We start from the raw sequence: 21723 nt of genomic DNA on the forward strand, positions 1-21723 counted from the left end.
CTCACTCGGCCGTCTGGGCAGGGGCTTCGACCGGCATATAGAGATCGCCGCCCTCCCGATATTTCGCCGCCATCGCTTCCAGCCCTTCCTTCTGTGCCTCCGCGCGGATGTCGTGCGAAATCCGCATCGAGCAGAATTTAGGCCCGCACATCGAGCAGAAATGCGCAACCTTGTGGGCTTCCTTCGGCAGGGTTTCGTCGTGGAAGCTGCGGGCAGTATCCGGATCGAGCGACAGGTTAAACTGGTCCTCCCAGCGGAACTCGAATCTTGCACGCGACAATGCGTCGTCGCGGACTTGAGCGGCCGGATGCCCCTTGGCGAGGTCGGCCGCATGAGCGGCGATCTTGTAGGTTATGACGCCGGTCTTGACGTCGTTGCGATCAGGCAGACCAAGGTGCTCCTTCGGCGTGACGTAGCAGAGCATCGCCGTGCCGAACCAGCCGATCATTGCGGCGCCGATGCCCGATGTGATGTGATCGTAGCCAGGCGCGATATCCGTCGTCAGCGGTCCGAGCGTGTAGAAGGGCGCCTCGCCGCAGACGGCCAGCTGCTTGTCCATGTTCTCCTTGATCTTGTGCATCGGCACATGGCCGGGGCCTTCGATCATCACCTGGCAGTCTTTTGCCCAGGCGATCTTCGTCAACTCGCCAAGCGTCTCGAGTTCGGCAAATTGGGCGTCGTCGTTGGCATCGGCAATCGAGCCCGGTCGCAGGCCATCTCCGAGCGAGAAGGAGACGTCATAGGCCCGGCAGATATCACAGATTTCCTCGAAATGCTCGTAAAGGAAGCTCTCGCGATGATGATGAAGACACCATTTGGCCATGATCGACCCGCCGCGCGAAACGATGCCGGTGACGCGGTTGACGGTCAGCGGAATGTAATGCAGCCGCACGCCGGCATGGATGGTAAAATAGTCGACGCCCTGTTCGGCCTGCTCGATCAGCGTATCGCGATAGACCTCCCAGGTGAGCTCCTCGGCAATGCCGCCGACCTTTTCCAGCGCCTGGTAGAGCGGCACCGTGCCGATCGGCAGCGGCGAATTGCGGATGATCCACTCACGGATATTATGGATGTTGCGGCCGGTCGAAAGGTCCATGACGGTATCGGCGCCCCAGCGCGCGGCCCAGACCATTTTCTCGACTTCCTCCGCCATGGAAGAGGTGACGGCGGAATTGCCGATATTGGCGTTGATCTTCACCAGGAAATTCCTGCCGATGATCATCGGCTCGCTTTCCGGATGATTGATGTTGGCCGGGATGATCGCGCGGCCGGCGGCAACCTCCTGGCGGACGAATTCCGGGGTGACATGATCCGGAATATGGGCGCCGAAGCTTTCGCCATCGCGGATCAGGGCTTCTGCCTTCGCCTTGCGGCCGAGATTCTCGCGGATGGCGATGAATTCCATTTCCGGGGTGATGATGCCGGCGCGCGCGTAGGCAAGTTGGGTGACCGCTTTGCCGTCTTTTGCCCGCAGGGGCTGCCGTTTGGCCGGAAACTCCGGCGTCAGCCGTTCGCCGGTGACGAAACCGTTGTCCTCAGGGCGCACATGCCGGCCTTCATAAGCCTCGACATCGCCGCGGGCGAGAACCCAGTCGCGGCGCAGCTGCAACAGACCCTGCTCGATGCGAATATCGGCGCCCTCGATCGTATAGGGGCCGGAAGAATCATAGACAACGACAGGCGGTTCGCCCGAGGTCGGATGGACGCTGATTTCGCGCATCGGCACGCGGATGTCTGTGTGGATTTCCCCGGGGATATAGATTTTCCGGGATGCCGGCAGCGGGCCGGTGGTGACAGTCGGAGTGAGATTCTTTGCGGCAATATTCATGGTTTGAGGCTCCAAGTTGCAGTTGGAGACCCAGTCAATCAGCCGGAATGATGAAAAGCCGCCGGCATGGAATCCAGGCGGGAATCCGAAGCCATCGAGCGCTTGCACCGTCCCTACGCCAGTATGAACTGGATCAGGTTCAACGGGTCACTGCGCCACAGGAGGCAAAGCCTCGTTGTCCAGCAGTATCTCAGCCCCTTGCCGGGACCCCCCTGGTGAATGTGAAAAGGCTATGCCTTACTCTTGTCCTCTGTCAACCCCGTAGCGATGGCCGCATTTTCGGGAGATTGACCATTGCCGCGCGCGCCGAATTACAACTTTATCGTGCGGATCATCGCGCTGACTTGACGCGCCTCAGTAACGCGGTGTGGTATTGCCGACGAAGCGATGAGGGCCGGTATGGGACAGCTTGCTCGCGGTATCAAGCCAGATCTTGCCGCCGAGGGCTCGCCAGCGGTGACAGAAGGCGAAGTCCTCGCTGAGATAGATTCCCGTTCCCTCCTCGACCATGCATTCGAACAGGGCGTATTGGGTGCCGGGCGAGCGTTTGGTGCTGGGATAGGCGTGGATTGCGTTGTAGCGCAGCTCCGGATAGGCCGCGATCATTCTTTCTATGACGCTGCGCTTGATCAGAAGCATGCCGGTGCCTGCATAGACTGCGCTGACGAAATCGCCTTCACGTTCTGCAACCTCGCCGACAAGCGGGGTCCCGACATAGTGAAGTGCGGCAGCCGCAAGTGTTTCGCCGTCGGCTGAATTGATGCGGGCCGCCGTCTCCCAATCATAATCCTTGATCGGATACATGGCAGCGACCACGTCCTTATCGGCTTCCAGCAGCCTCATGACCTGATCAGGCTCGAAGCTGATGTCGGCGTCGATGAAGAGCATATGGGTCGCCGTCGTATCGTTCAGGAAAGACGAGACAAGCGTGTTTCGGCTGCGGGTAATCAGGGCGTCATTGCCGAGCAGGGCCAGCGTCAGCTGTATGCCTGCCTGCGCGCCCGTCTGCATCAATGAGAAAATGGACTGCATATAGTCCTTGGTGACGAGGCCGCCGAAGCAGGGAGTCGCTATGAAGATCAGCCGGTTCTCATTCATTCGCGATTTTCCCTCTCCGATGGCGCGAGTCGCCGGAATCTAGGAAAATTCAACATTTCTGTGTGTAGCGAATTGTTGAAATTCATTGCTGATCTTTGCTCAAGCCGACCGGTCATTTGCCGCGGAATTTCCGATGGCCATGCCATGACCGGATTGGCCTGCCATGGCGTCATCGACCGCCGACATCGCGCTGGCCTTAAATGCGATGACGACCCGACTGGCAGGCGTTCTTGTGAACAGGGACATCTTTGCCATCCTTGCCGGATGCCACCATGGCCCGCGGTCGCGAGTTGCATTTAAGCAACAGCAGCCAAGACTAACGCCTCAGCGCCCTTCATATAATTGACAAACATACGGGCTGTTTGTAAATCCACTGTCAGGACATAAGTTGTCTTACGGTCGAGCAATCGGCCGGATCGGTAGAGGCATTTCAAAGCCTTTTACCGCGGGGGTAATCATGAAGGTTCGAGGGGACTCAAGCCAACATCAGGTGCGTATTTGCCGGGCTGCCCGGTCGTGTTTAGACCAAACCGATCTCCAGGGTGATGCTCCAGTTCTGCGCTCGCGGTAAAATAGAAATGCATAATACAACCAGGAGTTTAAAATGAACATCAAGAGCCTTCTTCTCGGCTCCGCTGCTGCGCTGGCAGCAGTATCCGGTGCCCATGCAGCAGACGCGATCGTCGCTGCTGAGCCGGAGCCGCTGGAATACGTTCGCATCTGCGACGCATACGGTGCTGGCTACTTCTTCATTCCGGGCACGGAAACCTGCCTCAAGATCGGCGGCCGCGTCCGTACCGAAGGCGAATGGTACGATGCCTACAACCCGAACAGCAAGAATGGCACGCTCTGGCACACCCGCGCCGAGCTGAGCGTCGACACCGCGACCGACACCGAATACGGCCCGCTGAAGACCAATACGGTCATCCGTTGGGACTGGAACGACGGCAACTCGACCTCCACCAAGCTGCTGTTCGCCAACATCAGCCTCGGCGGCTTCCTCGTCGGTAAGGCCGACTCGCAGTATAACTACTACATCGGTTATGCCGGCGACGTCATCAACGACGACGTGATCTATGACGGCCCGTACGAACTCAACCAGTTGACCTACAGCTACGATGCCGGCAACGGCTTCACGGCTGTCGTCTCGGTTGAAGACAGCAACTCCAGCGGCTCGGGCGCTTCCTATGGCTCCAGCTGGTGGTCCGACGACAAGGGCAATCACTACGCTCCTGACGTCGTTGCCGGTGCCGGCTTCAAGTCCGGTGCATGGGGCTTCAAGGTCGTCGGCGGTTACGACTCGATCGTCGAAGAAGGCGCCATCAAGGCTCGTGTCGATGCTGACTTCGGTACCTTCTCGGCCTTCTTGATGGGCGGCTGGAACACGGACGGCGACAAGCTCAACAAGTACGCAGGCACCAACCTCGATCGTTCGGCTTGCCCGGTTAACGATGCATCGAAGTGCGGCTGGGGTGACTGGGCTGTCTGGGGCGGCGTTGGCGTTCCGATCAACGAAAAGCTGAAGTGGAACCTCCAGCTCGCCTAAGGATCAGTGGGCTGGTATCCTGCGCTTCGAGCGTAGCTTCTAATATTGAATTACCCGGCCTAGCGCCGGGTATGAGAAGCCTGGCGTTCCAATCCGTCAGGCTTCTTTCATCGATCGGTTGACCTCCGATCAAAGCAAAGGATCTGGCTTTCCCTCCGGATCCTTTTTTATTTCCAGCTTCTGGCAATCGATTCGGCTCCCAGCAGAAGCTTGAAACCGCTATCGTTGGTTCTCTTCAATTCCGAAGGGGAAACCGTTGTACGCTTTTTCCGGTATCGTCAGATCGCCGTAATCGCCAGCTCCTGCGTCTGTGCCAGCGGGAACCAGGTCTTCAGCACCATCTTTATGAACATCTGTCCACACGGAACCAGTTCGAAACTGCCCCGGTCGAGCGTCCATTCGGTGATCAGGCCGCCGATGACTGCTGTCAGAGCGGAAGCGGCCGTATCCGGCGTCCAGGGAGCCGGAAGTTTCGTCTTTTCATCCATCAGGGTGAAAATGCGTTCGAAATTTTCATGCATGTCGTGCCGGAACGAGCTCGCCCGGCTTGTCGTCCCGTCGCAAAATGCCATGTCGAGATGCATCATCACCTTCAACATGCTGCGCTTGCGCGGATCGCTGTGAATGTCGTCGAATATCGCAGCTATGGTATCGGCGATGAGATCAAGCGGATTGGGCGGCAGTTCTTTCGACATCCGCTCCGCCAGATCCTTGAACGGCTGCTGGGCCTCGTCGCGAATCGCAAACATCAGACCTTGCTTGTTCTTGAAATGCCAGTGCACTGCCCCCCGTGTGACACCGGCGACTACGGCTATCTCTTCCAGGCTCACATTCTCGTAGCCCTTGTCGAGAAACAGAGCTTTTGCGGATTGCAAAATCTCGCTCCTCGTTTCCGCCGCCTCCTCCTTAGTTCGCCTCATTCACCTCTCCACAGAAACCGATGTTCAAGCTGTGCCCCTCTTCTTCGTATTCTTTTCCATCAATGCCGCTCAGTGCTGGAGCCCATATACCAGCAATGCCTCAACAGAGTGGCGGAATTTATATATTCCCTAAAAATCGAGGAAGGAAATCGCAACAGGATGTGTTCGTCAAGCGTCTATAAGCCACGCGCAAGTTTCCTTGTGCAATTTCCCCACGTTGGGAAGTGAAAATCGAAAATGTGCAGATGCCAATATAGCCATGATGGCGACATACATATTGGCGGGGTGATCCCGGGACGCCTGCTCTGGAAAAGATGCATCGGTCAAGTTGGGGCGCAAGATGCGTTTGATCGGCGGCGTTCGCAAGTCCATCCGCACATATCGATTGTCGAAACCATGCTCCCGCCTTCACGCGGTCGGGTCTGGTATCGATCGTGTTCAAGTCGCGTACGCATAAGTCATCCGAGTTCCTCTCAACGCTCGTATCTGGAGGCCCCAATGACGAGCATCTACTCGATCTCATCGAGCAATTATTATCAATACCAGACCTCGCGCTCTACAGCGTCGACGGCTGATGATTCCATCGCGTCCTTGCTGTCCGACAGCTCCTCCGGCAATTCGTCGGGCAGTTCTTCCGGCACGAGTTCCTCTTCGTCTTCAGACGATCAATCTCAGATCGCTTCGGCAGAACAGCTCGTCGCGCAGCTGATGAACATGATTCTCAACATGCAGGCCGGCATCGGCAGCGATGGCTCGACATCGGATTCCAACAGCAACTCCACCAGTTCGACGTCAAGTACGCAGCAGACTTCCGCAACCGGCAGCCAGGATGGCAGCCAAAGCGATACGATCAGCGCCATGGACACCAATGGCGACGGCAATATCAGCGAAGCGGAATTCGTGGCCGCACGCCCGTCGGACGTCAGCGAAACCCAGGCGCAGCAATTGTTCCAAAGCTTCGACACCGACAATGCCGGCTCTCTCACGGAGGCGCAGCTTGCAAAAGCCATGCAGGCAGGCCATCACGGCCGTCCCGCGCCGGGCGGCGGGCAGATGAGCGATGACGAGCTCTCCGCCGCATTTTCCTCCATGGATACGAACGGCGACGGCAACGTCAGCCAATCCGAATTCGTGGCCGCCCGTCCTTCGGATGTAAGCGAAGACCAGGCAACGTCGCTGTTCAAGAGCCTCGACACATCCGGCTCCGGATCGTTGACGCAGAGCCAGTTCGAGCAGGCCATGAAGGCGCAGCAATCGCAGATGCCGGATTTCGGAAGCTTCTACGCGAACAATGAACAGGATCTGACGACGAGCGACCTGTTGACGCTCTGATCGAGCCTGAGCTTTCGCATTCCGCCATGCGAAGTGCCGGCAAGCCCGGGTGAGGAAGGTTGAAACTCCTGTCTCCGGGTGAGCCGGCTCTTTTGTGTTTGCTTGATAGAGGGCCTTTGGGCTCGAAAGAAAATTCGAAACCCCTCGACCTGAAAGCGACGGAATTCGGCAGATGCGGCGTTCAATCCTTGTGAGCCTGTGTTTGATGTCGAAGGATGATACGCTGACCGAGATACTGCGATCTAAGTCGCGTTGCTTGCCGAAGTTGAGGGCGAGGCGGGGTTTACCGGCCGGGAGCTCAAGGCCCACGTGCCATGGGGGTATCGCAGGAAACTGGAGCGGTAGCGATTGTCGATGAAGTGGGATCGCACGCCCAAGAGTGGCGACCCGGATGAAGACCTGCTCGGTCGCATCGCTGCGGGCGACGTTCCGGCGATGCGCATGATGATAGCACGGCAGTTGCCGCGCATCGTTGCCGTTGCAACACGCATGCTTGGCGATGCGACTGAGGCCGAGGATGTGGCGCAGGAAACATTGCTGCGCGTCTGGCGCAATGCTGGCGGCTGGCGCCAGGGCAATGCCCGTTTCAGCACCTGGGTGCATCGGGTAGCGACCAACCTTTGTTATGATCGCCTACGGCGTCGCAAGGACGTTCTTGCCGAGCATCCAACCGATGTCGAGTATGAAGGTCCGGCGCCGGATGCGGGCTTGATGAGCGAGGACGATCCGTCCAGGCGCGTGGAGCGGGCCATGCAGATGATCGCGCCCAGGCAGCGCGAGGCGATCATTCTGGTTTACTATCAGGCGCTGTCGAATGCCGAGGCAGCTGAGATCATGGACGTCAGCGTCGACGCACTGGAAAGCCTGCTTGCGCGCGGAAGGCGCTCCTTGCAGGCGCTTTTGTTGAAGGATGAGGGCGATGGTTGAGAATATCGCGGGTCCGATGAATGCCGAACGGTTCGAAGCGCTGACCGCGGCCTATGGCGGCGATATCGGCCGATGGCCGCAGGCTGAGCGCGCTGCCGCACGGGATTTTGCCAAGAGCCATGCCGCCGCCGAAACGCTTGCGCGCGCGGCCGATCTGGATGCATTGCTCGACACCTACGTCGTGAAGCCTCGTCACGCCGGCCTTGAAGAGCGAATTCTCGCAAAGCTCGTTCGCCGCCTGACGATAAGAAACTGGTTTCGCTTCGGCTCGGCCGGCATCGGCCTCGTGGGGGTCGGCGTAGCCGGTGCGCTTGCCGGCAGCATCGCCATTGCCGTCTTGGCCCCGAGCTTGACGTCCGATACCTCAGTCGTCTCCGAAGGAACCGCGACCATGTTCGGCGATATAGGGCCGGACGCGGGTTTAGCGCAGCAGGACAGCCAATGACGGAACGCAGCTTTCGAATAGTGGTCATTTTTCTTTTGGTGCTGAATACGTTCCTGGTCGGAGCATTGGCCGGGGGCGGGCTGACCTGGATACGCAAGACGCAGGCGCGGGCCGGAATGATGCCGCTAGCCGGCGAGCAATTGCCTTCTGCGCAGAAGAAGGCTCTGCGTGCGGCACTCGACGAAGCCCGCAAGGATGAACGTCAGATCATTCTCGAGGCGCAGCAGGCCAAGGTCGACGCCGCCTCCATTCTTGGGCAGCCGACGCTGGATAAAGAGGCGCTCTCAGCCGCGCTGGCGAGGGCGCGCGATGCCGACATCGCTTTGAGGGCGAAGCTGGAGCAGCGTGCCGTCGATTTTGCGGCAGGGCTTTCCTACGACGAGCGTCGGGCGCTGGCGGAAAGCCTGGTCCGCCGCAGCATGCCCAAGGCCGCTGCCACAAAATGATCATAGTTGCGGAGCGACGGATCGAAACCAGGTCTGCGTTAAAGGAGCATGTTTGATGCAGGAGTTGGCAAGGTCATGGCCCAGCAGTCCAATGATGTTTATGCCGCGCTCGCCCTTTCCCGCTTTGGGCTAGGGGCGGACCACAACGGCACCACGTCGATCGCATCGGATCCGCGCGGCGCGCTGCTGGAAGAAATCACCGAGCGCTTCGTTCCGGTTCCGATCGGCCCGCAGCTGCAATCGACCGCCGATCTTCTCGTTTCCCTCTACGCATTCCAGGAACAGCGCAAGGAGGCCAGACAGCAGGCCGCAGCCGCTGTCGCCGCCGTGCCTCAGGACAAGCAGATGCAAGGCCCGCCGTCGCCGCAGAAGCCACCGGTGCAGCCTCCGGGCGCCATGCCAGGGCAGCAGAACAATCAGGCAATGGCCACTCAACCGAACAATCAGGCCCAGCCGAATAACCAAGCCATGGCGGCTGCCATCGGCAAGGCAGTCGAGAAGCTGGAAAAGCCCGCAATGCCTTACCTTCCACAGCAGGTCCTGCTGGCGGAAGTGGATGCCCGCTTCAACGGCACTATCCGGCAGCCATTGATCGGATTTGGCGAGCGGCTTGCCATGTTCTGGGCAAACCATTTCGCGGTCGCCGTGTCGAAGAGCGAGGAGGTGCATATCGTTGCCGGCGCCTTCGAGCGCGAAGCGATCCGGCCGCACGTCTTCGGGCGTTTCGCCGATATGCTGCTTGCCGTCGAGACCCATCCGGCGATGCTTGCCTATCTCGACAACCAGCAATCGATCGGACCGAACTCCAAAGCCAATGCCAACAAGAAGCGTGGTCTCAATGAGAATCTCGCCCGCGAGACGCTGGAACTCCACACGCTTGGCGTCAACGGCGGCTACACGCAGACCGACGTGACGACGCTTGCCAAGATCATCACCGGCTGGACGGTCGCGCGCGCCGACGGCAAGCTCGGGACGCCCGGCACCTTCGTCTTCAATGCCGGTGCCCACGAGCCTGGCGATCAGACGCTGCTCGGTCTGACCTATGCCGATAATGGCGTAGGGCAGGGCCGTGAAGCGCTACGCGATCTCGCCCGCCATCCGGCAACGGCGCAGCATATCGCTACCAAGCTTGTGCGGCATTTCGTCGCCGATACGCCGCCGCCAGGGCTTGTGCAAACCGTTGCGGCGACCTTCAGCAAGACGGATGGCGATCTTTCGGCCGTCTATCGGGCGCTCGTGGGTTCCGAGGATGCATGGAACCCGACACTTTCGAAGGTTCGCTCTCCGCTCGAATTCATGACCGCGCTTTTGCGGGCAAGCGGCGAGACACCGAAGCCGAATGTCATCCTCGGCGCATTGACTGCGATGGGGCAGCCCTTCTGGGCGCCCGCCGGCCCCAATGGTTTTGCCGATACCGCCGATGTCTGGGCCTCCAGCGAGAGCCTCAGCATGCGCATGGATGTCGCCAACATGATCGCCAATGCGGTGCCGCCCCAGGTCGATCCCCGCAGTTTCGTGTCCGACAGCCTGGGACCGCTTCTTTCGAGCGATACGCTACAGGCGGTATCGCGTGCGGAAACCCGCAAGCAGGGCCTGACGATCGCTTATCTTTCCCCCGAATTTCAAAGGCGCTGACCATGACCTGCGAACTCATGACTCCTACCCGTCGTGCCGTGCTTGGCGCTTCCGGCGCCCTGTTTGCCTGGGCCTTCATCCCGCGCTTCGCTCACGCAGCCGGCGGACGCGACCCGCGCTTCATCGCCATCATCCTGCGCGGGGCGCTCGATGGTTTGACAGCTGTCCCGCCCGTTGGTGACCCCGACTATCAAGCCTTGCGACAGTCGATCGCCATGACGACGAGCGGCCCCGGGGCGGCGTTGCCGCTCGACAGCTTCTTTGCGCTGCATCCATCGATGCCGAATTTCAACAGGCTCTATCGCGCAGGGCAGGCGGCCGTCGTGCATGCCAGCGCGACGCCCTATCGCGACCGGTCCCATTTCGACGGTCAGGACGTGCTGGAGTCCGGTTACGAAATGCCCGGTCGAGTCGAATCCGGATGGCTGAACCGGATGATCGAGGGACTGCCGAAGGGCGATAAGGTTTCACCGGGTACTTCGGAAATCCGAGGTCTCTCGGTGGGCGCCAATGCACCGCTCGTCATTCGCGGCAAGGCGCCGGTCCTCGGCTGGTCGCCATCGACCCTTCAGCCTGTGAGCGATGATCTGCCACCGCGGCTGATGGATCTCTATAACCATACCGACCCGCTCTTTGCGAAAATCCTCGCTGAAGGCATTTCGACCGGTAAGATCGCCGCCGGCCTCGATGTCAAGGCGAAGGGAGGCCCCGGCGACCCCACTGGCATGGAACAGATGGCCAGAGGCGCCGCGCGCCTGTTGGCTCAAGACGACGGTCCTCGCGTTGCGGCACTGGCTTTCGAAGGATGGGATACCCATGCCGGCGAGGTGGATCGCCTGAACAAGCTCCTTGTCGGGCTCGACAATTCCTTTGCCGCCTTCCAGCAGGAGCTTGGTCCGGCCTGGAAGGATACGGCCATTCTTGTTGCAACCGAATTCGGGCGGACGGCGCAGGTCAACGGCACCCAGGGCACCGACCACGGCACCGGAACGGCCGCCTTCCTTGCTGGCGGTGCGATCAAGGGCGGGCGAGTGATTGCCGACTGGCCCGGTCTCAAGCAGGCGCAATTGCGCGATGGTCGTGATCTTGCCGCCACGACGGATCTGCGCGCCGTCGTCAAAGGGATCGCGGTCGATCTGCTTGGCGCGTCACCGACGCTATTGACGCGTGATGTCTTCCCGGGCTCAGATCACGTCCTGCCCATGAAAGGGCTGATCGCCTGACTTGTGTGTCGGCGGCCCCGGTGTTGAGGGCCGCCGCCTTCCAATAGAAATTACGTAAGAGCCGCATTGGGAGGAACTGCACCGCTGCGCCTTTCGCGCGCCGCGGAGAGGATGGCAACCACGCAGGCCAGGGCAAGCGTGATCGCGCCGAGCACCGGCAAACTGCGATAGCCATATCCGCTCTCGAGCAGTGCGGCACCGACGCTTGCCGCGATCGCAATCCCGATATTGAACCCGGACGGAATGAGTGAGGAAGCAAGACCTGGCGCATCAGCAGTCCACATCAGGATGCGGGCCTGGATGGGGGTACCGATGGCGAAATTTAGGGCGCCCCAAACGAAGATCGCCACACTCATCGGCAAGGGGTAGGGGCTGACCAGGTATAGAACGACGAGTATAGCGGACTGGATGGCGAGCATGGCGATAAGCGAGGGCATCAGCTTCCAGTCCGACAGCCGGCCGCCAATAAAGACACCCAATGTCGCTCCGACGCCATTGAGCAGGAGAACCCACGGAATAAGCATGGCATCCAGGCCGGTCACCTCACGCAGAAGCGGCGTTATGTAGGTGAACGGCACCATCTGACCGATCATCAAGGCGAGCATCATGATGAGGGAGGTCCAGACCTGCTGGCGGCCGAGAACGCGCACTTCTCCGCTCAAATGGCCGGATTGCTGAGATTCTGTCTTCGTCTGCGGGATCAGGACCCATATCGCGGCAAGCGCGACCACACCGACCAAGGTCATTGCCCAAAACGTCGTCCGCCATCCCCACAATCCACCGATCGCCGCGCCAAGAGGAACGCCGACAATATTGGAGACCGTCAGTCCTGCAAGGATCACGGACACGGCGCGACCGCGAAATGCCTGGGGCACGAGGCCGACCGCGACCACCATGGCGATGCCGAAATAGGCGCCGTGGGCGACGGCGGTCGCAACACGGAAGAGGAGCATGGCAGCAAAATCAGGTGCGAGCGCGCAGGCGATCTGGCCCATGCAAAAGGCGATCGTCAGAGCGATCAGAATGGTTCGGCGCGAAATCTGTCGTGTCGCCATGGTCAGAAGCGGCCCGCCAAGTGCGATCCCCAGCGCATAGCCGGAAACCAGATAGCCGGCAAAGGGGATCGAGACACCAAGACCCTGCGCCACGTCCGGAAGAATGCCCGCGATAACAAACTCGGTCGTGCCGAAAGCAAACGCAGCCAAAAACAAGGCGAAGAGGGGTAAGGGCACGTGCAGCTCCGATATAAAGGAATAAGGATTTCTTTATATTGCCATGAAGGAGACATCAAGCAGGAGTTGCCGTCGATGACATTCTCCACATAACGCCAGTTACTTTGGGTGGCTTTGAGCCAGGCGAACACGCACCAATTCGTGACCCGATCCTTGACAAGCGAAAAATGTTTGTGAAGTTTGGTTGTCATGAGTGAGGTGGCTGATTGGTTATCTTATACAAGTCCGATCAGTCGGAAAAACGCCGCCGAGGCAGTGTTTGAAGATATTCGTTCGGCGATAACATCGGGACGGTTGGCGGTTGGGATACGGCTGCCCGCCGAGTCGCAGCTTGCGACGCGTTACGGTGTCAGCCGCCCGATCATTCGCGAGGCGCTCCGTTCACTTCAAACACTCGGGCTGACCCAGACCCGCACCGGCAGCGGCACCTATGTCGTCACCGCGACGCCAGGTCCGGAGCTGCGTTATGGCGGCTATTCCGCGCGCGACCTGATCGAGGCGCGTCCCTTCATCGAAGTTCCTGCCGCCGGCTGGGCGGCGCTGCGGCGCACGGCGCAGCAGCTGGCGCGCCTGCTTGAACTTTGCGATGAGATGGACCGGGAAGAAGACCCCTTGAAGTGGGTGACTCTGGATTCGGAATTCCATTCAATGATTGCCGAATCCTCGGGAAATGCCGTCTTTGCCAAGATCGTCGCGGATGCCCGCGACGCACTGATGCGCCAATCGGAGCTCGTCAATATGATGGCGCAGCGCCGCGTGGCCTCGAATGTCGAGCACCGCCGCATCGTCGAAGCGATTACGGCGGCATCGGAGGAGGGGGCCATCGCGGCGATGGAGGCCCATCTCGGTCAGGTCAAGCGGGTGGTGACCACGATCATCGGGCAGGATTAGCCGTATCGTTGAGAACAGCGGGCAAGTTGGCGAGCCGTTCCGGCCGTAGTGCCTCGAAGAGCTCCTCCGCGGTTAGATATCCATGGTCCAGCACGATTTCCGGCACTGTGCGTCCTGTTGCCAGCGCCTCGCGGGCAACCTTAGTCGCCGCCTGGTAGCCGATCAACGGATTGAGTGCCGTCGCAAGGCCGATTGATTCCTGCAGGCGCTGCGCCATGAGAGCCGGATTGGCCGTGATGCCATCGACGCAGCGTTCGGCAAGAATATGGCAGGCGGCGGTCAGATGCATGATGCTTTCCGACAGCGAGCGCACGATGATCGGTTCGAAGGCATTGAGCTGCAGCTGGCCCGCTTCCGCCGCCATCGTCACGGTGATGTCGTTGCCGATGACGGAGAATGCCACTTGGTTGACCATTTCAGGGATCACAGGATTGACCTTGCCGGGCATGATGCTCGAACCGGCCTGCATCGCCGGCAGCGTGATCTCGCCGATGCCGGCGCGAGGACCGGAAGAGAGCAGGCGCAGGTCGTTGCAGGTCTTCGACAGCTTGACCGCGACGCGCTTCAGTACGCCGGACAGATGGACGAAGGCGCCAGGGTCCTGCGTTGCTTCGATGAGGTCACTGGCGGTAACCAGCGGGCGGCCCGTCAGCCGGGCGAGGTGGCTGCAGGCAAGGGCGGCATAGCCGACGGGCGCATTGAGGCCGGTGCCGATGGCAGTCGCGCCGAGATTGACCTCATGCAGAAGGGCGGCCGATTCGATCAGGCGGGATCGATCTTCCCCGAGCATCACGGCAAAGGTTCTGAATTCCTGGCCGAGCGTCATCGGCACGGCGTCTTGCAGCTGCGTGCGGCCGATCTTTAGAATGCTGTCGAATTCCTTGGCCTTGCATTCGAAGGCTTCCTGCAGCGTTTCCATTGCCGCCGCGAGATTGTCGATCGCTTCGATGAGCGCAACATTGACGGCCGTCGGATAGGCGTCGTTGGTGGATTGGCTGAGATTGACGTGATCGTTCGGGTGAAGGTGAGCATAGTCGCCTTTGGCATGGCCGAGCAGTTCGAGCGCGCGGTTGGCGATGACCTCATTGGCATTCATATTGGTGGACGTGCCGGCGCCGCCTTGAATCACGTCGACGACGAACTGGTCGTGAAGCTCGCCAGCGCGGATTTCGCGGCAAGCGCGCACGATTGCATCGAGCTTGTCTTCGCTCAGCAATCCCAACTCGTAATTGGCAAGAGCCGCTGCTTCCTTGACGAAGGCCAAGCCTCGAATGAGATGCGCATAGCGGCCGATCGGTGTCCCCGTCACCTGGAAATTTTCCGCGGCTCTTGCCGTGTGTACCCCCCAATAGACCTCAGCCGGAATATCCTTCTCGCCCAGCAGGTCATACTCGCTTCGCGTCTTGACCACATTATCCTCCTACATAGAAATCAAGCTAATCTGTCAAGCTGTATGACAGATTTAGAAATCTGTTATCCCTTAGCTCATGCCGCGTCAATAAGCGTCGCTTGGCTTGACGTGTCGTTATTTCTGTGTCTAAGAGGAAATCTGTCATACAGCATTACAGCATGACCGGCGGTCGTTAAGCTCGATCGACGGCCAGATTAAGGCAATGGCATCCGCTCGGGTGCAACATCAGCACCCCGGATCCGCTCATGGACAAACGGCTCGAGGGAGGAGCAATGTCAGTCGAACCTATTCAGAACATTCCGGCGGATCGCCGGCCGCCGGTCAATGAGGACCTTGGCTATCACAAGGCCTTGAAGCCGCGGCAGATCCAGATGATCGCCATTGGCGGCGCGATCGGCACCGGTCTTTTCCTTGGCGCCGGCGGACGCCTTGCGGCGGCCGGCCCGGCACTCATCTTCGTCTATGCGCTCTGCGGTTTCTTCGCCTTTTTGGTGCTGCGCGCGCTTGGCGAGCTCATCATGCACCGCCCGAGTTCCGGCTCCTTCGTTTCTTACGCCCGCGAGTTCTACGGCGAGAAGATGGCCTTTGCCGTCGGCTGGATGTACTGGCTGAACTGGGCCATGACATCGGTTGCCGATGTGACCGCCGTCGCCCTCTACATGAATTTCTTCAAGCACTATGTTCCCTGGCTCGCAGGAATCGACCAGTGGGTTTTCGCGCTGATCGCGCTGCTGGTCGTGCTGGCCATGAACCTCCTGTCGGTGAAGGTCTTCGGGGAGCTCGAATTCTGGTTCAGCCTTGTCAAAGTTCTGGCCCTAGTCAGCTTCCTCGTGATTGGCATCTATTTCGTCGTCTCCGGTACGCCGATTGCCGGTCATTCGGCAGGCTTCAGCATCATCAGCGATAGCGGTGGCTTCTTCCCCAATGGCATCTTGCCGGCCTTCGTCATCATACAAGGTGTGGTCTTTGCCTATGCATCGATCGAGCTGATCGGCACGACCGCCGGCGAAACCGAAGATCCGCGCAAGGTCATGCCCGGCGCGATCCGCACGGTAGTCGCCCGCCTGCTGATCTTCTATGTCGGCTCGGTCCTGCTTCTGTCGCTGCTTCTGCCCTATACGGCCTACAAGGCAGGCGAGAGCCCGTTCGTCACCTTCTTCGGGACTATCGGTATTCAAGGCGCAGATATCATCATGAACCTTGTCGTGCTGACGGCCGTGCTGTCGTCGCTCAATGCCGGCCTCTATTCCACCGGTCGTATTCTGCATTCGATGGCGGTCTCGGGCTCAGCGCCGGCAGCGCTAGCCAAGATGAACAAGGCAGGCGTGCCCTATGTCGGCATCGCCGTGACGGCTGTTGTGACCGTCATCGGCGTGGCGCTGAACGCCGTCGTTCCGTCGGCCGCTTTCGAGATTGCCCTCAATATCTCGGCGCTCGGTATCATTTCGGCTTGGGGCGTGATCGTATTGTGCCAGTTGAAGCTCTGGAAGCTCTCAAAGCGTGGCGAGATGGTCCGTCCGGATTTCCGCATGTTCGGTGCGCCCTATACCGGTATCCTGACGCTCGTCTTCCTCTTCGCGGTGCTGGTGCTGATGGCGCTCGATTATCCGGTCGGAACCTGGACGATCGCTTCGCTGATCCTGATCGTGCCAGCTCTTGTTATCGGCTGGTACCTGCTGCGTGACCGCATCTATCGGCTGGCGGCAGAGCGGGGCCAGGCGTGACGGGCGGAAAGGTCAATCCGCTGGTGGCAGTCATTGCCACCGGCGGCACCATTGCAAGCGAACGCACCGATAGCGGCGCCAGCATGCCGTCACGGACGGGTGAAAGCCTGCTGGCGCTGCTCCCGGACATGCCTGTCGCCCTCCGACCCATCGAGCTGATGGCGAAGGATTCGGCGAGTCTGACGCTCGCCGACATGCAGGAGATCAGCGACAAAGTCGGTGAATTGCTTGCCGACGACGCCATCAACGGCATCGTCATCCTGCACGGCACGGACGCTATGGAAGAGACGGCGCTGCTCGTCCATCTGCAGCATGGCCTGAATAAGCCCGTCGTATTTACCGGTGCGCAATTTACCGCTGATCATCCCAAGGCAGACGGGCCTGGCAATCTTGCCGCTGCCGTTGCCGCCGCCATCGATCCGGCCAATGCGGGACGCGGCGTGCTCGTCTGTTTCGGCGGCCGTCTGCTGCCGGCCTGGGGGCTTTATAAGCATTCTTCGGATATTGCTGACGCCTTCCGTCAATCGCGGCCGCTCGAAAATCCCCCAAGCCCGCGCCTTGCGGCGCCGCTCGATAACGTGCGGATTGATGTCGTCGCAATCTACCCTGGCTGTGATTCCGTGTATGTGGATGCGAGCCTCAGGGCCGACGCCCATGGCATCGTTCTGGCGGCTCTCGGTTCCGGCAATGCCAATCCGCGTCTGGTCGAAGCCGTCAGGCGGTGTGCCGATGTCGGCGTACCCGTCGTGGTTTCCAGCCGCGTGCCGGATGGATTGCTCGTTTCCAGCTATGGCGGCGGTGGTGGCGGGCATGACCTTGCTGCGGCCGGTGCAATCCATTCCTCGACGCTGCGCCCGGGGCAGGCGAGAGTTGTGCTGGCAGCCCTGGTGGCCTCCGGAGCCACTGCGGACGTCGTCAAGCAGGCATTCTCTGATTTCGCAGACGTGAAGTCCTGAGCAACGGCTTTCGTGGAAAGGTAACTTGTGTCGTTGGATTCAGCGGGCTTGAAATCAGGTCCGTTATCTTGCATATACAGATGGATATGCAAATGGGGAGATTAGCGTGCGCCATCTCCGACATAACGAACCTAGTCCGCCACGAGAAGCCAAGCTGTTTCGCAACAACAAGAGTCAGGCCGTACGCATCCCGGCTGACTTCGAACTTCCTGGCGATCGGGTGATGATCCACCGGGAAGGAGACCGGCTTATTATCGAGCCGGTGCGCCGCAAGAGCTTGCTGGATGTTTTGGCAAGTTTGGAGCCTCTCGGGCCAGAGGATCAGTTTCCCGAGATCGATGATACTCTGCTGCCAGCGAAGGAAATTGAGCTTTGAGTAAGCTCTACATGCTGGATACCAATATCGTATCCGAACTTGCGCGAAACCCAAAGGGTACCGTTGCCAGGCGCATCGCCGATGTCGGGCCGGATGCAATTTGTATCAGCATCGTTACGGCCGCAGAGTTGCGCTATGGCTGCGCTAAAAAGGGATCGCCGAAGTTACTGGCGCATATCGAGGCCATCCTAGGAAGCATATCGGTACTCGCGCTCGATGTTCCTGCCGATGCCGAATACGGCGCCATCAGGGCCGAGCTGGAAGTTGCCGGCAAGCCTATCGATCCAAACGACCTGCTGATTGCTGCCCACGCCTATGCGGTAGAGGCAGTCCTGGTAACGGCCGATATCGGGGAGTTCAAGCGCGTCCGCGATCTCCGTGTCGAAAACTGGCTGGACTAAGTGGCAGGCCGGCCGTCGATGACGGCGCGGCCCGAACATTCGGTCAACACTGTCTTTGTCAAGACTGATGCGCAGCCTTGGCGACGACGACGGGGATTAGCAGATCGCCCCAGTTGCCATTGCCGCCATGGTGGCGGGCCGAGCGGACGAGTTCGACCGAAACGCCGGCCTCGACCGCATTCATGACGGCCTGGTTGAGGCGATGCAGCTCGTTGGCCAGCATGCGGATGACCGCCTGCTGATCGGCATTCATGGTGAGAGATTGCTCCTCAGCTCTCTCGCGAACGCGTGCTATCGATGCCATGTCATTCTCCTCCTATAGATCCTGATATCATTCTGCTGCCGGTTTGAACTGGGCATGCTCGGTCGATCCGTGCATGGCCGTTGTCGATGACTGGCCGCCGGTGATCGCCAGCGAGACCGCATCGAAATAGCCGGTGCCCACTTCGCGCTGGTGCTTGGTGGCGGTGTAGCCATTCGCCTCGGCTGCAAATTCGGCTTCCTGCAGTTCGGAATAGGCGGCCATCTGACGAGCCTTGTAGCCGCGGGCGAGCTCGAACATGCCGAAATTCAGCTGGTGGAAGCCGGCAAGCGTAATGAACTGGAACTTGTAGCCCATGGCGCCCAGCTCGCGCTGGAACTTGGCGATCGTCGCGTCATCGAGGTTCTTCTTCCAGTTGAAGGACGGCGAGCAATTGTAAGCCAGCAGCTTGCCGGGATGGATCCGATGCACGCCCTCGGCAAATTTACGCGCCTGCTCCAGATCCGGCTTTGACGTCTCGCACCATATGAGGTCGCAATGCGGCGCATAGGCGACGGCACGGGCAATGCAGGGCTCGATGCCGTTCCTGACCTGATAGAAGCCTTCGACCGTGCGGCCGGCGTCATAGTCGACAAAGGGCTGGTCGCGCTCATCGATATCCGAGGTCAGAAGTTTGGCGGCCTCGGCGTCGGTACGCGCAACCACGAGAGTCGGCACGCCCATGACGTCGGCGGCAAGCCGCGCCGCGTTGAGATTGCGGATATGCGCCGCCGTCGGAATGAGGACCTTGCCGCCGAGATGGCCGCATTTCTTCTCCGATGCCAGCTGATCCTCGAAATGGACGCCTGCGGCACCCGCCTCGATATAGGCCTTCATGATCTCGAAAGCGTTGAGGGGGCCGCCAAAGCCTGCTTCGGCATCGGCGACAATCGGCGCAAACCATGTGTCGACGGAAAGCCCTTTGCCTTCGGCAGTCTCGATCTGGTCGGCGCGTTGCAGCGTGCGATTGATGCGCTTGGCCAGCTCCGGGCCTGCATTGGCAGGATAGAGCGATTGGTCGGGGTACATGGCCGAGGCCGTATTGGCATCGGCAGCAACCTGCCATCCCGAGAGATAGATCGCCTTCAGACCGGCGCGAACCATCTGCATGGCCTGGTTGCCGGAGAGCGCGCCGAGCGCATTGACGAAATCCTCCTCGTGAATGAGCTGCCAGAGGCGGTTCGCACCCATCTCGGCCAGTGAATGGCGGATGGTGATCGATCCGCGCAAGCGCTCCACATCTGCGGCCTGATAAGGACGGTCGATGCCATCGAAGCGCCCATTGGGCGCGCTGGGAACCAGTTTGTAAAAGTCTGTCATACAAGTCTCCCCGATACTTCCTCTCGATCCTCAGATCGATTTCGATTGCATGACTATTTTTACAATATCAACGCTGCAAGAGCGAGAAAAACTAGAAAATGCCGTTAGATAAAAGGGTTATGATGTGCTATTGTTGACATTGGCCTTCGGTAAAATTGTAAATCTTGTAAAAGATTGACGACACGAGAATTGTAAAAGGTATGACACATGGTTGAGCGCAAGATCTTTGCCGGGGCGAGGGTTCGGCGTATCCGCATGGGCCTCGGTCTGACGCAGACGACGATGGCGCAGGCGCTTGATATCTCGCCGTCCTATCTCAACCTCATCGAGCGCAATCAGCGGCCGCTGACCGTGCAGCTGCTATTGAAGCTGTCGGCGGTCTACAAGGTTGATCTTGACGAATTGCAGGGCGAGCAGGGCGGCAGCGCAGGGCAATTGCGTGAAATCTTTGCCGATCCATTGCTGGCAGGCGAGATCCCCGGCGATCAGGAGCTGATCGAGCTCGCCGAAGCAGCGCCGAATGCGGCAAACGGCATGATCCGGCTTTATCGCGCCTATCGCGAGCAGGCCGCAAGACTGTCCGATCTCGCCGAGCTTCTAGCCCGCGAGGGCAGGGTTGCCGAGGTTGCCGGACCGCGCCTGCCGCTCGACGAGGTTCACGATCGCCTGCAGTCGCGTCCGAATTTCTTTGCCCGCATCGAAGATGCTGCGGAGACCTTCCATGAACGCCTGTCGCCCGGGGACGACCTGGCAGGTGCATTGAAGGCATGGCTGAAGGCCGAGCATGGCGTCGCGGTACGCCTGTTGCCGGTGCACGCCATGCCCGGCTTACGTCGGCGCTACGACCGGCATTCCATGCGGCTTTTCCTGTCGGAGCGTCTGTCGCCCTTCGATCAGATCCGGGAGATTGCGACAGAAGTCTCTCTTTTGGCCCTGCGCGAGGAGATCGCCGCCGAGCTGAGCTCCCTCACGCTTTCGACACCAGAAGCCAACCGCATCACTCGTTTCGAGCTGGCGCGCTACGCGTCCCATGCGCTTCTGATGCCATATGGAGCCTATCTCTCGGCAGCGCAGCGACTGCATTATGATATCGAAGCCCTCGGCGCTCGCTTCGGCGTCTCCTATGAGCAGGCAGCCACGCGGCTGACCAGCCTGCAGCGTCCGGGTGCATCCGGCATCCCGTTTTTCCTGATGGAGATCGACAATGCCGGCCATCGCCTGCGCAAGGCGGGCTCCCAAGGCTTTCCGCAGGCGCGTTTCGGCGGCGGCTGTCCGAAGCTCAATATCCATGCTGCTTTTGCACAGCCCGGGCAGATATTGGTGGACGCTATCCAGATGCCTGATGGGGCTGGTTTTCTGACCGTATCGCGAACGATCAAGGGGCCGCGGGCCGATTTCGGCGAAAGGGTGCGCCGCACCGCGCTTCTGCTCGGCTGCGATATCGCCCATCGCGACGAGGTGGCCTATGGCAAGGCGCTGGGTGACAATCAGATCATGATCGGTCCTGCCTGTCGCCTATGCGAACGGCAGGGCTGCCTGGCGAGAGCCGAACCACCGGTCACGCGTCCGCTTGGTCTCGACGAAATGGCGACAGGCTTGAGCGTGTTCGATTTTCAGTGATTGCATCGATCGTCGTCATCGGAAGAGGGCGGACATCCGCCCCGGTTCTTCTTGCCCTTCATGCAGCCGCGTGTAAGCGCCGCGTCCGGGC

The 21723-nt window shown here is 60.0% G+C and carries 20 protein-coding genes and 1 riboswitch; of the genes, 13 read left to right on the forward strand and 7 right to left on the reverse strand.

Translation table 11 applies throughout. From position 1 onward, the window contains the following. Window position 1 precedes the first annotated feature (1 nt). Entirely contained in the window at window positions 2-1828 is a 1827-nt protein-coding gene (thiC, locus tag PH562_RS05520) for a phosphomethylpyrimidine synthase ThiC (protein WP_285171933.1), read from the reverse strand. A gap of 92 nt (window positions 1829-1920) precedes the next feature. After that, window positions 1921-2052: riboswitch (TPP riboswitch) on the reverse strand. A gap of 130 nt (window positions 2053-2182) precedes the next feature. Continuing rightward, entirely contained in the window at window positions 2183-2926 is a 744-nt protein-coding gene (locus PH562_RS05525) for a hypothetical protein (protein ID WP_285171934.1), read from the reverse strand. Window positions 2927-3530: 604 nt separating this feature from the next. On the opposite strand from PH562_RS05525, the gene PH562_RS05530 reads away from it, so the two are divergent. Further along, window positions 3531-4472: a porin gene (locus PH562_RS05530; protein ID WP_285171935.1), complete on the forward strand. Its 942-nt coding sequence runs from the start codon at window positions 3531-3533 to the stop codon at window positions 4470-4472. 278 nt (window positions 4473-4750) lie between these two features. Here the strand turns inward: PH562_RS05530 and PH562_RS05535 are convergent, their stop codons facing one another. Then, on the reverse strand, window positions 4751-5392 hold the full coding sequence (locus PH562_RS05535) for a TetR family transcriptional regulator (RefSeq protein ID WP_285171936.1): 642 nt from the start codon (window positions 5390-5392) through the stop codon (window positions 4751-4753). A gap of 498 nt (window positions 5393-5890) precedes the next feature. Here PH562_RS05535 and PH562_RS05540 point away from each other — a divergent pair, with 498 nt between their 5' ends. The 6 genes from PH562_RS05540 (at window position 5891) to PH562_RS05565 (ending at window position 11400) form a co-directional block, all read left to right on the forward strand. Continuing rightward, window positions 5891-6724, forward strand: a complete 834-nt coding sequence (locus PH562_RS05540; RefSeq protein WP_285171937.1) for an EF-hand domain-containing protein — start codon at window positions 5891-5893, stop codon at window positions 6722-6724. 354 nt (window positions 6725-7078) lie between these two features. Beyond that, window positions 7079-7651 (forward strand): RNA polymerase sigma factor, encoded by a 573-nt coding sequence (locus PH562_RS05545; RefSeq protein WP_285171938.1) that lies wholly within the window; start codon window positions 7079-7081, stop codon window positions 7649-7651. Further along, window positions 7644-8096: a hypothetical protein gene (locus PH562_RS05550; RefSeq protein ID WP_285171940.1), complete on the forward strand. Its 453-nt coding sequence runs from the start codon at window positions 7644-7646 to the stop codon at window positions 8094-8096. The genes PH562_RS05545 and PH562_RS05550 overlap by 8 nt, the downstream gene beginning before the upstream one ends. Beyond that, complete coding sequence (locus PH562_RS05555) at window positions 8093-8542, forward strand: periplasmic heavy metal sensor (RefSeq protein WP_113231070.1); 450 nt, start codon at window positions 8093-8095, stop codon at window positions 8540-8542. Before PH562_RS05550 ends, PH562_RS05555 begins: the two co-directional genes overlap by 4 nt. A 75-nt stretch (window positions 8543-8617) precedes the next feature. After that, window positions 8618-10177, forward strand: a complete 1560-nt coding sequence (locus PH562_RS05560; protein WP_285172164.1) for a DUF1800 domain-containing protein — start codon at window positions 8618-8620, stop codon at window positions 10175-10177. A 2-nt stretch (window positions 10178-10179) separates the two neighbouring features. Next, a complete protein-coding gene (locus tag PH562_RS05565) occupies window positions 10180-11400 on the forward strand; it encodes a DUF1501 domain-containing protein (protein ID WP_285171941.1) in 1221 nt (406 codons plus the stop codon). Between the two features lie 50 nt (window positions 11401-11450). Here the strand turns inward: PH562_RS05565 and PH562_RS05570 are convergent, their stop codons facing one another. Beyond that, entirely contained in the window at window positions 11451-12632 is a 1182-nt protein-coding gene (locus PH562_RS05570; protein ID WP_285171942.1) for an MFS transporter, read from the reverse strand. A 189-nt stretch (window positions 12633-12821) separates the two neighbouring features. On the opposite strand from PH562_RS05570, the gene PH562_RS05575 reads away from it, so the two are divergent. Beyond that, window positions 12822-13523 carry a FadR/GntR family transcriptional regulator gene (locus PH562_RS05575; protein ID WP_285171943.1) on the forward strand — a complete coding sequence of 234 codons (702 nt, stop codon included), beginning with the start codon at window positions 12822-12824 and terminating at the stop codon, window positions 13521-13523. Here PH562_RS05575 and aspA read toward each other — a convergent pair. After that, entirely contained in the window at window positions 13507-14934 is a 1428-nt protein-coding gene (gene aspA, locus PH562_RS05580) for an aspartate ammonia-lyase (protein WP_285171944.1), read from the reverse strand. The genes PH562_RS05575 and aspA overlap by 17 nt on opposite strands. 272 nt (window positions 14935-15206) lie before the next feature. Between aspA and PH562_RS05585 the strand changes: the two genes are divergently transcribed. The 4 genes from PH562_RS05585 (at window position 15207) to PH562_RS05600 (ending at window position 18391) form a co-directional block, all read left to right on the forward strand. Next, window positions 15207-16658, forward strand: coding sequence for an amino acid permease (locus tag PH562_RS05585; RefSeq protein WP_285171945.1), 1452 nt, complete (start codon window positions 15207-15209; stop codon window positions 16656-16658). Further along, window positions 16655-17614, forward strand: coding sequence for an asparaginase domain-containing protein (locus tag PH562_RS05590; protein ID WP_285171946.1), 960 nt, complete (start codon window positions 16655-16657; stop codon window positions 17612-17614). The genes PH562_RS05585 and PH562_RS05590 overlap by 4 nt, the downstream gene beginning before the upstream one ends. 106 nt (window positions 17615-17720) lie before the next feature. After that, entirely contained in the window at window positions 17721-17990 is a 270-nt protein-coding gene (locus PH562_RS05595; protein ID WP_285171947.1) for an antitoxin, read from the forward strand. After that, a complete protein-coding gene (locus PH562_RS05600) occupies window positions 17987-18391 on the forward strand; it encodes a type II toxin-antitoxin system VapC family toxin (RefSeq protein WP_285171948.1) in 405 nt (134 codons plus the stop codon). Before PH562_RS05595 ends, PH562_RS05600 begins: the two co-directional genes overlap by 4 nt. A gap of 58 nt (window positions 18392-18449) precedes the next feature. Here PH562_RS05600 and PH562_RS05605 read toward each other — a convergent pair whose 3' ends face one another. Together PH562_RS05605 and aceA are read right to left on the reverse strand one after the other, a co-directional pair. Then, window positions 18450-18695: an SMc00767 family acetate metabolism repressor gene (locus PH562_RS05605; protein ID WP_285171949.1), complete on the reverse strand. Its 246-nt coding sequence runs from the start codon at window positions 18693-18695 to the stop codon at window positions 18450-18452. A gap of 27 nt (window positions 18696-18722) precedes the next feature. Continuing rightward, window positions 18723-20012, reverse strand: coding sequence for an isocitrate lyase (gene aceA, locus PH562_RS05610; RefSeq protein ID WP_285171950.1), 1290 nt, complete (start codon window positions 20010-20012; stop codon window positions 18723-18725). 207 nt (window positions 20013-20219) lie between these two features. Between aceA and PH562_RS05615 the strand changes: the two genes are divergently transcribed. Next, complete coding sequence (locus tag PH562_RS05615) at window positions 20220-21632, forward strand: helix-turn-helix domain-containing protein (protein ID WP_285171951.1); 1413 nt, start codon at window positions 20220-20222, stop codon at window positions 21630-21632. Window positions 21633-21723: the final 91 nt, after the last annotated feature.

It is taken from the genome of Rhizobium centroccidentale, assembly GCF_030182565.1.
GTDB lineage: Bacteria > Pseudomonadota > Alphaproteobacteria > Rhizobiales > Rhizobiaceae > Rhizobium.

Bases quoted from the DNA above. Each gene is read 5' to 3' on its own strand.
- PH562_RS05560 (WP_285172164.1), top strand. From the start codon at position 8,618: ATGGCCCAGCAGTCCAATGATGTTTATGCCGCGCTCGCCCTTTCCCGC.
- PH562_RS05585 (WP_285171945.1), top strand. From the start codon at position 15,207: ATGTCAGTCGAACCTATTCAGAACATTCCGGCGGATCGCCGGCCGCCG.
- PH562_RS05550 (WP_285171940.1), top strand. From the start codon at position 7,644: ATGGTTGAGAATATCGCGGGTCCGATGAATGCCGAACGGTTCGAAGCG.
- PH562_RS05535 (WP_285171936.1), bottom strand. From the start codon at position 5,392: ATGAGGCGAACTAAGGAGGAGGCGGCGGAAACGAGGAGCGAGATTTTG.
- PH562_RS05575 (WP_285171943.1), top strand. From the start codon at position 12,822: ATGAGTGAGGTGGCTGATTGGTTATCTTATACAAGTCCGATCAGTCGG.
- PH562_RS05525 (WP_285171934.1), bottom strand. From the start codon at position 2,926: ATGAATGAGAACCGGCTGATCTTCATAGCGACTCCCTGCTTCGGCGGC.
- PH562_RS05605 (WP_285171949.1), bottom strand. From the start codon at position 18,695: ATGGCATCGATAGCACGCGTTCGCGAGAGAGCTGAGGAGCAATCTCTC.
- PH562_RS05615 (WP_285171951.1), top strand. From the start codon at position 20,220: ATGGTTGAGCGCAAGATCTTTGCCGGGGCGAGGGTTCGGCGTATCCGC.
- PH562_RS05545 (WP_285171938.1), top strand. From the start codon at position 7,079: ATGAAGTGGGATCGCACGCCCAAGAGTGGCGACCCGGATGAAGACCTG.
- PH562_RS05565 (WP_285171941.1), top strand. From the start codon at position 10,180: ATGACCTGCGAACTCATGACTCCTACCCGTCGTGCCGTGCTTGGCGCT.
- PH562_RS05555 (WP_113231070.1), top strand. From the start codon at position 8,093: ATGACGGAACGCAGCTTTCGAATAGTGGTCATTTTTCTTTTGGTGCTG.
- PH562_RS05540 (WP_285171937.1), top strand. From the start codon at position 5,891: ATGACGAGCATCTACTCGATCTCATCGAGCAATTATTATCAATACCAG.
- aceA (WP_285171950.1), bottom strand. From the start codon at position 20,012: ATGACAGACTTTTACAAACTGGTTCCCAGCGCGCCCAATGGGCGCTTC.
- PH562_RS05530 (WP_285171935.1), top strand. From the start codon at position 3,531: ATGAACATCAAGAGCCTTCTTCTCGGCTCCGCTGCTGCGCTGGCAGCA.
- thiC (WP_285171933.1), bottom strand. From the start codon at position 1,828: ATGAATATTGCCGCAAAGAATCTCACTCCGACTGTCACCACCGGCCCG.